Origin of the sequence: Citrobacter portucalensis (assembly GCF_023374935.1) — a bacterium.
Classification (GTDB): Bacteria; Pseudomonadota; Gammaproteobacteria; order Enterobacterales; family Enterobacteriaceae; genus Citrobacter; species Citrobacter portucalensis.
The window spans coordinates 327,410-341,672 of sequence record NZ_CP092466.1 but is presented as its reverse complement, the minus strand read 5'-3'; the positions used below and the strand labels follow the sequence as shown (position 1 = coordinate 341,672).

Here is a 14,263-nt window from a genome sequence, read left to right as displayed (position 1 = left end):
GGAAATCCCCGGCTTTTTTACTTCTTCTTCGCGGCCGCTTTTCGCCGCTTATCCAAATCCTTAATCAGCTTATTCACGCCTTCATCGGCGAACATCTGTTCCAGCGTGGCGGTGAGCTTACGCCGCCAGTTTTTGTACTGGTCGCTGGTCCCCGGAATGTTGACCGGCTCAGCCATATCCAGCCAGTCTTCCGGTTGCAGGCCCAGCAGCGCACTGTTGCTGTCAGCGATGTAGCGTTGCATGCCGCGATTCAGAATCGGCGTCATCGACATCAGGGACGCCTTGTGACCGGCACGTTTTGGCAGGCAGCCGTATTTGTGCAGCGCATCCAGCAGCCCCTGTTTCGCCAGTTCCCGGTCCTGATACAACCCGCGCAGCACGACTTCATCCGGATACAGGCCCAGTGCTTTACCTAGCGTCAGATCGCCGCTATCCCAATAACCTTTAAGCGTAGGAAGGTCATGCGTCGCCGCGACTGCCATTGATTGTTCCGGGTACGCTTTCGGCGCACGGAAGTTTTTCTCATGGTCATTCTCAAAATAAAGCACTTTGTAGGAGTAGACGCCGCTGTCACGCAGCTTGCTGACGATCTCCACCGGCACGGTACCCAGATCTTCACCAATCACCATGCAGTGGTGACGTTTACTTTCCAGCGCCAGAATTGAAAGCAAATCATCGACCGGATAATGCACGTAGGCACCGTGATCGGCAGTTTCACCGTAAGGGATCCACCACAGACGCAGCATCGACATGACATGGTCGATACGCAACGCGCCGCAGTTCTGCATATTGGCGCGCAGCAGTTCGATAAACGGTTCGTAGGCGCGTGCCGTGATGATGTGCGGATCCATCGGCGGCAGTCCCCAGTTTTGCCCAAGCGGACCGAGAATATCCGGCGGCGCGCCAACTGAAGCTTTCAGGCAATACAACTCGCGGTCACACCAGGTTTCCGCCCCGCCTTCGGCCACGCCAACGGCCAGGTCGCGATACAACCCTATCGGCATTGCAAAGCCCTGGCTGGTTTTCCAGCAGTCAGCAAACTGGGTATACGCCAGCCACTGTAACCACAGGTAGAAATCTACGTCATCACGATGTTCTTCGCAGAAGCGTTTTACCTCTGGCGAGTCCACTGACTGGAAAGCTTCTGGCCACACCGGCCAGCCCCAGCGCAATGCGTCCTCTTTCACCTGATGCGCATGCAGCGCATCAAAGGCCGCCTGCCAGTAGAGGCTATCCCCTTCCTGAGCCACAAACTGGCGAAATGCCGCCATCTGCTCATCATCACGCGCAGAGAAGCTTTTCCACGCCATACGTAGCGCCGTCATCTTCAGTGCGGTAACAGCAGAATAATCAACCCACTCGGCATCGCGGGCGCGTTGCAGAGCTTGCTGAGTCGCGGGTTTCTTCCACCACGCCTGCGCCTCTTTACTCAGACGGAAATCATCTACGGCGTTTACATCAATATAAATAACGTTCAACCAGCGACGTGACGACGGGCTGTACGGGCTGGCACTCTCCGGATTCGCCGGATACAGCGCGTGAATCGGATTAAGCCCGATAAACGCGCCGCCGCGTTGCGCCACATCCTCCAGCATGGTGCGGAGATCGCCGAAATCGCCAATCCCCCAGTTCTTTTCCGATCGTAGGGTGTAGAGCTGAACGCATGCGCCCCACAGCTTCTGCCCGGCTAACAACGCCTGCGGTTCATAGCAGCGCTTTGGTGCCACGATGATACGACAATGGGAACGCAGCTCGCCCAGGGTCAGGGTCAACGTGTGATACCCCTCCGGCAGCTTCGCCGGAAGGTTAAAAGATTTACCGCCGACGGCATGCCCTTTGTGCTGCACGCCCTCTTCGGTGGTCAGCAGCCAGTTAAACTCTCCGCTTCCCTCAACCGCCAGCGGCATTTTCTTGCCAGCGGTATAGACCATGACATTCGGCACTGGGGTTACCGCCACCTGAGTGGCAGCGGTGGTGCGATGCATGGCGTCAAGCAAACGCCGTTTGGTTTCGGCGCCAATAGACTGCGGTTTACCGTGGGCATTAATGTAATTGGGGCTGATCCCCGCCGCCAGCGCGGCATTATCCAGACGTTTGCTTTCCATCGCGATTCCTTAACGTTTCGCCTGCCAGATACGAGCCTGATAATCGCGGATGGAGCGATCCGAGCTGAACATGCCGCAACGCGCGGTATTCAGAATCGCCGCCCGGGTCCAGGCGTCCTGGTCACGATACAACACGTCAACCTGCTTCTGAGCTTCAACGTAGGCCGCGAAGTCCGCCATCACCAGATACGGATCGCCGCCCTGCTTGCCGATACTGTGCAGCATCTGGTCAAAGGCATGCTTGTCGCCATCACTGTATTTCCCGCTTTCCAGCTCTTTCAGGACAGCATCCAGCACTTTGTCTTTTTTACGCCATTTCACCGGGTCGTAGCCTTTGGCTTTGAGCGCCTTCACCTCTTCCACGGTATGACCAAAGATAAAGATATTCTCGTCACCCACCTTCTCGGCGATTTCGACGTTTGCGCCATCCAGCGTACCTACGGTTAACGCACCGTTCAGCGCCAGCTTCATGTTACCGGTGCCGGAAGCCTCTTTCCCTGCAGTTGAAATCTGCTCAGAGATATCCGCCGCCGGGATCAGCATTTCCGCCGCCGAGACACAATAATCCGGCAGGAAGACGACCTTCAGCTTGTCACCGACTTTCGGGTCGTTATTGATGGTTTGTGCAACCTGGTTGATGGCGAAGATGATATTTTTCGCCAGGTAGTAACCCGGAGCAGCTTTTGCGCCAAACAAGAATACGCGCGGCACGCGATCTGCCTGCGGGTTCTCACGGATTTCTTTGTACAACGCCAGAATATGCAGCAGATTCAGGTGCTGGCGCTTGTACTCATGAAGACGTTTAATCTGAATATCAAAGATAGCGTTAGTCGTTATTTCAATACCGGTACGCGCTTTAATAAACTTCACCAGACGCTCTTTGTTCGCCAGCTTGATGTCACGATACTGCTGACGGAATTTCGCATCGTCCGCGTATTTTTCCAGGTTAATCAGCTGGTCGAGGTCGTTAGCCCACTCTTTTTTCAGCGATTTATCCAGCAGTGCGGCAAGCGCCGGGTTGCATTGCTTAATCCAGCGACGCGGAGTAATCCCGTTAGTGACGTTATGGAATTTGTTCGGCCAGAGCTGGTGATATTCCGGGAACAGATCTTTCACCACCAGATCGGAGTGCAGCGCCGCCACACCGTTGACCGCAAAACCGCTGACCACGCACATGTTGGCCATACGCACCTGTTTATTGTGCACCACTGCCAGCTTCGCCCAGACTTCAGCATCACCCGGCCAGGTTTTATCAACCAACGTCTTAAAGCGGTCGTTAATCTCTTTGATGATTTGCATGTGGCGCGGCAGGAGTGCTTTCACCAGTTTCTCATCCCAGCACTCTAACGCTTCCGGCATCAGGGTGTGGTTGGTGTAAGCGAAGGTCTTGCTGGTAATCGCCCACGCATCGTCCCAGCTCATCTGGTGCTCATCAATCAGCACGCGCAGCAGTTCAGGGATCGCGATAGTCGGGTGAGTATCGTTAAGTTGAATGACTTCGTAATCAGCCAGTTCGTGCAGCTTACGCCCTGCCAGATGATGGCGGCGCAGAATGTCGGCTACGGAGCAGGCGCACTGGAAGTACTGCTGCATAAGGCGCAGCTTTTTACCCGCGGTGTGGTTATCGTTCGGGTACAGCACTTTCGTCAGTTTTTCAGCGTCGATGCCCTGCTGCTCTGCGCGCAGGAAATCGCCGTCATTAAATTTGGTCAGGTTAAACGGGTGCGCATGGCTGGCCTGCCACAGACGCAGCGGTTGCGCTACGCCGTTACGGTAACCGAGAACCGGCAGATCCCAGGCCTGGCCGGTGATGGTAAACGCAGGCTCCCAGTGCCCTTCTTTGGTGACTTTGCCGCCAATCCCAACCTGCACGTCCAGCGCCTCGTTGTGACGGAACCACGGGTAGCTGCCGCGAAGCCAGTCATCCGGGGCTTCCATCTGTTGGCCATCGGCAAACGACTGACGGAACAGGCCGTACTGGTAGTTGAGGCCATAGCCCGTCGCCGACTGGCCGACTGTCGCCATCGAATCAAGGAAGCAGGCCGCCAGGCGTCCCAATCCACCGTTACCCAACGCCGGATCGATCTCTTCTTCCAGCAGATCAGTCAGGTTGACGTCATGCACTTTCAGCTCATCGCTCACCGCCTGATACCAGCCGAGGTTGAGTAAATTGTTGCCGGTCAGGCGACCAATCAAAAACTCCATCGAGATGTAGTTAACGTGACGCTGATTTTTTGCCGGTTTCGCCGCAGGCTGGGCGCTGAGTAACTCAGCCAACGCCCCACTCACTGCCTGCCACCACTGGCGCGACGTCATTTCTTGAGCCGACAGTAAACCGAAGCGCTGCCACTGACGCGTCAGGGCAGCCTGAAATTGATCTTTGTTGAAAGTAGGCTGTGACATAGGGGTTCCAGATCCTTAGGTAATAAAACAACGTTATCGCTAGTTTGCCTGGCTCGTTGTTGACATTCCTCATCCTGGCACGGATTAGGGAGGGAGGAGGAGCGGGGATGAGCATAAAAGTGTGATCACCACCACTTAAAGGGGAGGTAATTGCCCGTAAATTCGCGAAACCCACGCATAACGCTCTTCGGATGACGCATTAGTAACAAAGGATTAATCGACAATATCAAATAGCGATATGACGATGAGAAACAATGTGTAAATAGGGAAATAGTTTCTAACCTGAAATATCTGTGCCGGATAAGATAATTCACATAAAACTTTTAAGTCGGCCACAAAATTCGGTGATATTCATTAGCTATTTGAGTAACCACATAAAAAGAGAGGGATTTTTCGACACAGTCAAAATTACAACGGATCCAGTCGCCACGCCTGTTGCGACTCTTTAAAGCATTTATTGCAATAGATGTATAGATTTGTGACATAGTGCAAAATCAGACACACAAAAAGTCCGCTTAGCTTGCATAAAACACCAATCTGGCCGACCTTATATCTATTAATTACGAAGCGCAAAAAAAATCATTCTTCCCTATTTTCACACAGTGAAGTGACTAACTTATGTTGATTCCGTCTAAATTAAGTCGTCCGGTTCGACTCGACCATACGGTGGTTCGTGAGCGCCTGTTGGCTAAACTTTCCGGCGCGAACAATTTCAGGCTTGCCCTGATAACAAGTCCTGCTGGTTATGGAAAAACGACGCTGGTTTCACAATGGGCGGCAGGGAAAAATGATTTAGGCTGGTACTCTCTGGACGAGGGCGATAATCAGCAAGAGCGCTTTGCCAGTTATCTGATCGCCGCTATCCAGCAGGCGACCGGAGGACACTGCACCACCAGTGAAGCAATGGTGCAAAAACGTCAGTACGCCAGCCTGACGTCACTGTTTGCCCAGCTATTTATCGAACTGGCCGAGTGGCACCGCCCGCTCTACCTGGTGGTGGATGATTATCATCTGATCTCTAATCCGGCCATTCACGAAGCGATGCGTTTCTTCCTGCGTCACCAGCCTGAAAACCTTACGCTGGTCGTGCTGTCGCGCAACCTGCCGCAGTTGGGCATTGCTAACCTGCGGGTACGCGATCAACTACTGGAGATAGGCAGCCAACAGTTAGCCTTTAACCATCAGGAAGCCAAACAATTTTTCGACCGACGTTTGTCCTCCCCCATTGAAGCGGCTGAAAGCAGCCGGATGTGTGATGACGTTGCTGGCTGGGCCACAGCGTTACAACTGATTGCCCTTTCCGCCCGCCAGAACAATAACTCTGCTCACCAGTCGGCACGTCGCCTCGCCGGGATCAACGCCAGCCATTTATCTGATTACCTGGTTGATGAAGTGCTGGACAGCGTCGACCTCGGCACCCGTCACTTCCTGCTGAAAAGCGCCATTCTGCGCTCCATGAACGATGCGCTAATCGTCCGCGTTACCGGGGAAGAAAACGGCCAGATGCGGCTGGAAGAAATTGAGCGCCAGGGGTTATTCCTGCAGCGAATGGATGACGTTGGCGAGTGGTTCAGCTATCACCCTCTGTTTGGCAGCTTTTTACGCCAGCGCTGCCAATGGGAGCTGGCGAACGAACTGCCCGAAATACACCGCGCCGCAGCTGAAAGCTGGATGGCGCAAGGCTTCCCCAGCGAAGCTATCCACCACGCGCTGGCGGCCGGCGACGCCCATATGCTACGCGATATCCTGCTTAATCATGCGTGGGGACTGTTTAACCATAGCGAGCTGACGTTACTGGAAGAGTCGCTGAAAGCCCTGCCGTGGGAAAGCCTGCTGGAAAATCCGCGTCTGGTTCTGTTGCAAGCCTGGCTGATGCAAAGCCAGCACCGCTATGGAGAGGTTAACACCTTGCTGGCGCGCGCAGAGCAGGAAATGAAAGGCGACATGGAGCCAACACTGCACGCCGAATTCAACGCTTTACGGGCGCAGGTAGCGATTAACGACGGCAACCCTGACGAAGCCGAACGCCTGGCGAAACTGGCGCTGGATGAGTTACCCATCGCCTGGTTCTATAGCCGGATCGTCGCTACCTCGGTGCACGGCGAAGTCCTGCACTGTAAGGGCGATCTCACGCGCTCTCTGGCGTTGATGCAGCAAACCGAGCAAATGGCGCGCCATCATGACGTCTGGCATTACGCACTGTGGAGTCTTATCCAGCAAAGCGAAATTTTGTTTGCCCAGGGCTTTTTACAGGCCGCCTGGGAAACTCAGGAAAAAGCGTTCCAACTGATCAAAGAACAGCACCTGGAACAGCTGCCGATGCACGAATTCCTGGTACGTATTCGCGCGCAGCTACTGTGGGCATGGGCGCGTCTGGACGAATCAGAAGCCTCTGCCCGTAGCGGTATTGAACTGCTTTCCACTTTCCAGCCGCAGCAACAGCTACAGTGTCTGGCGTTGCTGGTTCAGTGTTCACTGGCGCGGGGCGATCTCGATAACGCTCGCAGCCTGCTCAACCGCCTGGAAAACCTGCTGGGTAACGGTCACTATCACAGCGACTGGATCTCCAACGCCGATAAGGTGCGGGTGATTTACTGGCAAATGGTGGGCGACAAAAACTCGGCCGCCAACTGGCTGCGCCACACGCCGAAACCAGAATTCGCCAATAACCACTTCCTGCAAAGCCAGTGGCGCAACATCGCTCGCGCGCAAATCCTGCTCGGCGAGTTTGAACCGGCTGAGATTGTGCTGGAAGAGTTGAATGAAAATGCGCGCAACCTGCGCCTGATGAGCGATCTGAACCGCAACCTGTTGCTGCTTAATCAGCTCTACTGGCAAGCAGGGCGCAAAAATGATGCCCAGCGTGTGTTACTCGACGCCCTACAGCTGGCGAACCGTACCGGGTTTATCAGCCACTTTGTTATCGAAGGCGAGGCCATGGCGCAACAACTGCGTCAGCTGATTCAGCTCAATACCTTACCGGAACTCGATCAGCACCGCGCCCAGCGCATTTTGCGTGAAATTAACCAGCACCACCGCCATAAATTTGCCCACTTCGATGAAGGGTTCGTTGAGCGTCTGCTTACTCACCCGGAAGTGCCGGAGCTTATCCGCACCAGCCCGCTGACCCAGCGCGAATGGCAGGTTCTGGGACTGATTTATTCGGGCTACAGCAACGAGCAGATCGCCGGAGAGCTGGCCGTCGCGGCCACGACCATCAAGACGCACATCCGCAATTTGTACCAAAAGCTCGGCGTCGCACATCGCCAGGATGCGGTGCAACATGCGCAGAAGCTGCTGAAGATGATGGGGTACGGCGTTTAGTTAATGCCTGATACGCAACGCTTATCAGGCCTGGAATTACCTTAGCACAGCTCTAACTGGATATGATGGTCAGCAATCACCTGCATCACACCAGCAGGCGGCAGCGTGTCGGTATACACCGCATCCACCATGCTGATGCTGCCCATATTCACCATCGCGTTACGCCCAAACTTCGAGTGGTCCACCACCAGCATCACATGCCGTGAATTCTCAATGATCGCGCGTTTGGTACGAACTTCGTGATAATCAAACTCCAGCAGAGAACCATCGCTGTCGATGCCGCTGATCCCTAAGATACCGAAGTCCAGACGGAACTGAGAAATAAAGTCGAGGGTCGCTTCGCCCATAATACCGCCGTCGCGGCTACGCAGTTCACCACCGGCGAGGATTATGCGGAAATCCTCTTTCGCCATCAGCGTGTTCGCCACATTGAGGTTGTTGGTCACAATGCGTAAATTGCTGTGATTAAGCAGCGCGTGAGCCACCGCTTCCGGCGTGGTTCCGATATCAATAAACAGCGTTGAGCCGTTCGGGATTTGCGTGGCAACTTTGCGGGCAATGCGCTCTTTTTCCGCCGTCTGCGTCGCTTTACGGTCATGCCACGGGGTGTTGACCGAGCTAGATGGCAGCGCCGCGCCGCCGTGATGGCGCAAAATCATGTTCTGATCGGCCAGATCGTTAAGATCGCGGCGAATCGTCTGCGGGCTGACGGAGAAATGCTCCACCAGCTCTTCAGTACTGACGTATCCCTGTTTTTTTACCAGCTCGATGATCGCGTCATGTCGTTGTGTTTGCTTCATTAGTGTTCCCTGAAATTTTGCCGGATGCGCTAACGCTTATCCGGCCTACAAAGTTCGTTTCCGCACATTCATCGTATCGGCAAACGCCATTGCCAGACCCACGGCCAATCCGGCGATATGAGCACCATTCGCCATCGACATGCCGAATAGATCAAACCAGCCGGCAACAATCCAGATCAAAGCAAAGATAACCAAACCACGCTGCAGGAAAATACCGCTTTGCGGATCGCGCTCGCCACGCAACCACACGTAGCCCATCAGCGCATATACCACGCCAGACAGTCCACCAAACCACGGGCCGCTAAATTTCTGCTGAACATAGCCGCTCAACAGGGCGCTGATCACGGTAATAACAATCAGTTTTCCACTGCCCAGACGCTTTTCAACCGCACCTCCGAGATACCACCACCACAACAGGTTGAACAGAATATGCATCAGCGAGAAGTGCATAAAAGCGTGGGTGAAATAACGCCAGAATTCAAATTTCAGCGAAGGGTCAAACGGCCATGCCAGCCAGAGCATCACCGCCTGGTCGCCCAGCACGTTCATCGCGATAAACACCAGCACACACGCGGCCACCACCAACCAGGTTACCGGGCCTGCGCGTTCGCGCAATGTGGCCAGGAACGGATAACGCTGGTAGTGCAGACCGCTGTCGGTCTGACCCGACTGCCAGCTTGCCGCGAGGTAGCGCGGATCGCCCGGATTCTCCAGAAATCTCGCCAGTTCAGCATGCACGCGCTCGGCCTGGGACTCATCCGCCAGCCAGACATCCGTTTGCTGATGTTGTTGAATCGTCAGGATAACGCCCTGTGTCGCCATATAATCAACAAATGCCTGCGCCACGCGGGGGTTAGCAAAAGAGGTAATCATCAACATGGTTGCTGTCGCTTCATCCACACAAAAGAGGACAGTATATATATCCTACCCGTTTCAGGCTGCATCTTTGTTAGCTTACGAACCGTATGCCACTTCTGCCGGAAAATGTCGATGCCAGGCGTCGAAGCCGCCGTCAACGCTGTAAACCGCGTCATAACCCTGCTGAAGAAGATATTGCGCCGCACCTTTACTGCTGTTGCCGTGATAACACATCACCAACACGGCGGTGTCGAAATCATGCTCGCGCATAAATGACCCCAGCGTGTCGTTCGTCAGATGAAACGCCTGCGGGGCATGACCCATGGCATAGCTTTGCGGATCACGGATATCCACTAACACCGCGCTCCCCTGATGCAGCTTCTGATGCGCTTCTTCGACATTAATACATTCAAACTGATCCATTGCTCTCTCTTCTTTATATGGCAGGTGATGCTTTTCGGACATGTTACTGCTTAGTGTACGTCCCGACGGCAGTTAAACGCCATAATGTTATATGTATCACTGTAAATTGTTTATCCGATGTTACCAATGGCGCGATTCTTTGCTATTATGCTCGATAACGAACATTAATGAGCTATAACGAAAGTGCGAGAGGCCAGCATGGAAACCAAAGATCTGATTGTGATAGGTGGAGGCATCAACGGTGCCGGTATCGCGGCAGATGCCGCTGGACGCGGTTTATCCGTGCTGATGCTGGAAGCGCAGGATTTAGCCTGCGCCACCTCTTCCGCTAGCTCCAAACTCATCCACGGTGGCCTGCGCTACCTGGAACACTACGAATTTCGTCTGGTAAGCGAAGCGCTGGCCGAACGTGAAGTGCTGTTGAAAATGGCACCGCATATCGCCTTCCCGATGCGTTTTCGTCTGCCCCACCGCCCGCATCTGCGTCCGGCGTGGATGATCCGCATTGGTTTGTTTATGTACGATCATCTGGGCAAACGCACTAGTTTGCCAAGTTCTACCGGTTTGCGTTTTGGCGCAGATTCCGTAATGAAACCTGAGATTGTGCGCGGTTTCGAATATTCTGACTGCTGGGTAGACGATGCGCGACTGGTTTTGGCAAACGCCCAAATGGTTGTACGTAAAGGCGGAGAAGTATTAACCCGCACTCGCGCCACTTCTGCTCGCCGTGAAAATGGTTTGTGGATTGTTGAAGCTGAAGATATCGATACCGGCAAAAAATACACCTGGCAGGCGCGTGGCCTGGTCAACGCCACCGGTCCGTGGGTGAAAGAGTTCTTCGACGACGGTATGCACCTGCCATCACCGTACGGCATTCGCCTGATTAAAGGCAGCCACATCGTAGTGCCGCGCGTACATACCCAGAAGCAAGCTTATATTCTGCAGAACGAAGATAAGCGTATCGTGTTTGTTATCCCATGGATGGACGAATTCTCGATCATCGGGACGACAGACGTTGAATACAAAGGCGATCCGAAAGCAGTGAAAATTGATGAAAGCGAAATCAATTACCTTCTGAAGGTCTACAACACGCACTTTAAGAAACAGCTGGGCCGTGATGATATCGTCTGGACTTACTCGGGCGTGCGTCCGCTGTGCGATGACGAGTCTGACTCACCGCAGGCGATCACCCGTGATTACACGCTGGATATCCACGACGAAAACGGCAAAGCGCCGCTGCTGTCGGTCTTTGGCGGTAAGCTGACCACCTATCGTAAGCTGGCTGAGCACGCGATGGAAAAACTGGCATCGTACTACCAGGGAATTGGTCCGGCATGGACGAAAGAGTGCATTCTGCCTGGCGGTGACATTGGCGGCGATCGCGAAGATTACGCGGCCAAACTGCGCCGTCGCTACCCGTTCCTGACCGAGTCGCTGGCACGCCATTACTCTCGCACCTACGGCAGCAACACCGAATGGGTTATCGGCGAAGCCACCGCGCTTGCCGAGTTAGGTGAAGACTTTGGCCATGAGTTTTATGAGGCCGAGCTGAAATATCTGGTCGATCACGAATGGGTTCGTCGTGCGGAAGATGCGTTGTGGCGTCGCACGAAAGAAGGTATGTGGCTGAATGCTGAGCAGCAGTCGCGTATGACCCAGTGGCTGGCGGAGTACATTGAGAAGCACCAGCTGTCGCTGGCCTCCTGATAAAAATGCCGGATGCGGCTAGCGCCTTATCCGGCCTACAAGAGTGCATAAATGTAGGCCGGGCAAGCGAAGCGCCCCCGGCAACGAGCGCCCTGTAGGCCCGGTAAGCGTCATCGCTACCGGGCTTTTTGCCGGATGGCGGCTAGCGCCTTTTCCGGCCCTACAGGTAGCCCTATCCCTTGTTACAAGCGCACAGAATCAATATGCCAGATGTTTTCGGCGTACTCTTTGATCGTCCTGTCCGACGAGAAGTACCCCATGTTGGCGATATTAATCATCGACTTGGTGGTCCACTCTTCCGGATGGCGATACAGTTCGTCAACCTTATCCTGGCAATCAACGTAGCTGCGATAATCCGCCAGAACCTGATAGTGGTCGCCAAAGTTAATCAGCGAATCCACCAGGTCGCGATAGCGTCCCGGCTCCTCAGGGCTGAACACCCCGCTGCCAATCTGCGTTAGCACCTGGTGCAGCTCTTCGTCTTTCTCATAATACTCACGCGGCTTGTAGCCCTGGCTGCGTAAAGCCTCGACCTCTTCCGCCGTATTACCAAAGATAAAGATATTTTCTGCGCCCACATGCTCCAGCATCTCAACGTTGGCACCGTCCAGCGTGCCGATGGTCAGCGCACCGTTAAGAGCAAATTTCATATTACTGGTACCGGAGGCTTCGGTCCCGGCCAGAGAAATCTGTTCAGAAAGGTCGGCAGCAGGAATAATCACCTGCGCCAGGCTGACGCTGTAGTTGGGGATAAACACCACTTTCAGCTTGTCGCCAATTTGCGGATCGTTGTTGATCACTTTCGCGACGTCGTTGATCAGGTGAATGATGTGTTTCGCCATGTAATAAGCAGAAGCCGCTTTACCGGCGAAGATATTCACACGCGGCACCCACTCGGCGTCAGGATCGGCCTTAATGCGGTTGTAGCGGGTGATCACATGCAGCACGTTCATCAACTGGCGTTTGTATTCGTGAATACGCTTTATCTGCACATCAAACAGCGATTTCGGGTTCACCACCACGTTCAGTTGCTGGGCGATGAGCGTGGCCAGACGCTTTTTATTCTCCAGCTTCGCGCGGCGCACAGCCTGATTTACCAGTGGGTAATCGCAGTGCTGCTCAAGCTCGCTGAGCTGGCTGAGATCGGTTCGCCAGGTGCGACCAATGTTCTCATCCAGCACTTCAGAGAGCGACGGGTTAGCCAGCGCCAGCCAGCGGCGCGGCGTCACGCCGTTGGTGACGTTGCAAAAACGAGTCGGGAAAATCTTCGCAAAATCAGCAAACAGCGACTGCACCATCAGGTTGGAGTGCAGCTCGGAAACGCCGTTAACCTTGTGGCTCACCACCACCGCCAGCCATGCCATACGCACACGACGGCCGTTAGATTCATCGATAATCGACGTCCGCCCCAGCAGAGCAGTATCGTTCGGATACTGTTCCTGCAACGTCTTCAGGAAGTAGTCGTTGATTTCAAAGATGATTTGCAGATGGCGCGGCAAAATTTTGCCCAGCATATCGACAGGCCAGGTCTCCAGCGCTTCGCTCATCAAGGTGTGGTTGGTATACGAGAAGACCTGGCAGCAGACCTCAAACGCATCGTCCCAGCTGAACTTATGCTCATCGATCAGCAAGCGCATCAGCTCAGGGATCGACAGCACCGGATGGGTATCGTTGAGGTGAATGGCGATTTTATCCGCCAGATTGTCGTAGGTTTTGTGCAGCTGATAATGACGGTTCAGGATGTCCTGCACCGTAGAGGAGACCAGGAAATACTCCTGGCGCAACCGCAGCTCGCGTCCTGAATAGGTGGAGTCGTCCGGGTACAGTACGCGGGAGACGTTCTCGGAGTGGTTTTTATCTTCCACAGCCGCAAAGTAGTCGCCCTGGTTAAATTTACCGAGATTAATCTCGCTACTGGCCTGGGCATTCCACAGGCGCAGCGTGTTGGTGGCGTCGGTGTCGTAGCCGGGGATAATCTGGTCGTAGGCGACCGCGAGGATCTCTTCGGTTTCTATCCAGCGCGTTTTCTTACCTTCCTGCTGAATACGCCCGCCAAAACGCACTTTGTAGCGCGTGTTGTGGCGTTTGAATTCCCACGGGTTACCGTATTCCAGCCAGTAGTCCGGCGACTCTTTCTGGCGGCCATCAACAATGTTCTGCTTGAACATGCCGTAGTCATAACGAATACCGTAACCGCGTCCCGGCAGGCCCAGCGTTGCCAGTGAGTCCAGGAAGCAGGCCGCCAGACGTCCGAGACCGCCATTGCCAAGACCCGGGTCGTTTTCTTCGTCGATCAGATCTTCAAGATCCAACCCCATACCTTCCAGCGCATTTTTGACATCGTCATAAATGCCCAGCGATAACAGTGCATTGGAAAGCGTGCGGCCAATCAGAAACTCCATAGACAGGTAATAGACCTGACGAGTTTCCTGAGATAATTGCGCACGGTTAGAACGCAGCCAGCGCTCCACGAGACGGTCGCGCACCGCGAACAACGTGGCGTTCAGCCACTCATGTTTATTGGCAATGACCGGGTCCTTACCAATCGTGAACATCAGCTTATAGGCAATAGAATGCTTAAGTGCCTCTACGCTGAGTGTGGGCGATGCATAAGTAAATGGAGCATTCATATAGGTGATTCCT

8 protein-coding genes are annotated in these 14,263 nt (G+C 54.2%); 2 read left to right on the top strand and 6 right to left on the bottom strand.

Translation table 11 applies throughout. The annotated features are described in order from the left end of the window. Positions 1-17: 17 nt before the first annotated feature. Together malQ and malP are read right to left on the bottom strand one after the other, a co-directional pair. Entirely contained in the window at positions 18-2,105 is a 2,088-nt protein-coding gene (gene malQ, locus LY264_RS01590) for a 4-alpha-glucanotransferase (protein ID WP_048227414.1), read from the bottom strand. Between the two features lie 9 nt (positions 2,106-2,114). Further along, positions 2,115-4,508 carry a maltodextrin phosphorylase gene (gene malP / locus LY264_RS01585; RefSeq protein WP_071692514.1) on the bottom strand — a complete coding sequence of 798 codons (2,394 nt, stop codon included), beginning with the start codon at positions 4,506-4,508 and terminating at the stop codon, positions 2,115-2,117. A gap of 618 nt (positions 4,509-5,126) precedes the next feature. Here malP and malT point away from each other — a divergent pair. Continuing rightward, positions 5,127-7,832 (top strand): HTH-type transcriptional regulator MalT, encoded by a 2,706-nt coding sequence (gene malT / locus LY264_RS01580; protein WP_032945235.1) that lies wholly within the window; start codon positions 5,127-5,129, stop codon positions 7,830-7,832. 41 nt (positions 7,833-7,873) lie between these two features. Here malT and LY264_RS01575 read toward each other — a convergent pair whose 3' ends face one another. From LY264_RS01575 to glpE, 3 genes are all read right to left on the bottom strand, one after another. After that, a complete protein-coding gene (locus LY264_RS01575; RefSeq protein ID WP_003023499.1) occupies positions 7,874-8,632 on the bottom strand; it encodes a DeoR/GlpR family transcriptional regulator in 759 nt (252 codons plus the stop codon). Between the two features lie 45 nt (positions 8,633-8,677). Next, the gene (gene glpG / locus LY264_RS01570) at positions 8,678-9,511 is read right to left on the bottom strand and encodes a rhomboid family intramembrane serine protease GlpG (protein ID WP_048227416.1); all 834 of its coding nucleotides are present in this window, start codon (positions 9,509-9,511) and stop codon (positions 8,678-8,680) included. 75 nt (positions 9,512-9,586) lie between these two features. Continuing rightward, positions 9,587-9,913, bottom strand: coding sequence for a thiosulfate sulfurtransferase GlpE (glpE, locus tag LY264_RS01565; RefSeq protein ID WP_003827629.1), 327 nt, complete (start codon positions 9,911-9,913; stop codon positions 9,587-9,589). A gap of 198 nt (positions 9,914-10,111) precedes the next feature. On the opposite strand from glpE, the gene glpD reads away from it, so the two are divergent. Beyond that, positions 10,112-11,620, top strand: a complete 1,509-nt coding sequence (gene glpD / locus LY264_RS01560) for a glycerol-3-phosphate dehydrogenase (protein WP_048227417.1) — start codon at positions 10,112-10,114, stop codon at positions 11,618-11,620. Between the two features lie 182 nt (positions 11,621-11,802). Here glpD and glgP read toward each other — a convergent pair whose 3' ends face one another. Continuing rightward, positions 11,803-14,250, bottom strand: coding sequence for a glycogen phosphorylase (glgP, locus tag LY264_RS01555; protein ID WP_048215392.1), 2,448 nt, complete (start codon positions 14,248-14,250; stop codon positions 11,803-11,805). Between the last annotated feature and the right edge of the window lie 13 nt (positions 14,251-14,263).

Coding starts and splice junctions, on each gene's coding strand:
- glpE (WP_003827629.1), bottom strand. CDS start 9,913: ATGGATCAGTTTGAATGTATTAATGTCGAAGAAGCGCATCAGAAGCTG.
- LY264_RS01575 (WP_003023499.1), bottom strand. CDS start 8,632: ATGAAGCAAACACAACGACATGACGCGATCATCGAGCTGGTAAAAAAA.
- malQ (WP_048227414.1), bottom strand. CDS start 2,105: ATGGAAAGCAAACGTCTGGATAATGCCGCGCTGGCGGCGGGGATCAGC.
- glpG (WP_048227416.1), bottom strand. CDS start 9,511: ATGTTGATGATTACCTCTTTTGCTAACCCCCGCGTGGCGCAGGCATTT.
- malP (WP_071692514.1), bottom strand. CDS start 4,508: ATGTCACAGCCTACTTTCAACAAAGATCAATTTCAGGCTGCCCTGACG.
- malT (WP_032945235.1), top strand. CDS start 5,127: ATGTTGATTCCGTCTAAATTAAGTCGTCCGGTTCGACTCGACCATACG.
- glgP (WP_048215392.1), bottom strand. CDS start 14,250: ATGAATGCTCCATTTACTTATGCATCGCCCACACTCAGCGTAGAGGCA.
- glpD (WP_048227417.1), top strand. CDS start 10,112: ATGGAAACCAAAGATCTGATTGTGATAGGTGGAGGCATCAACGGTGCC.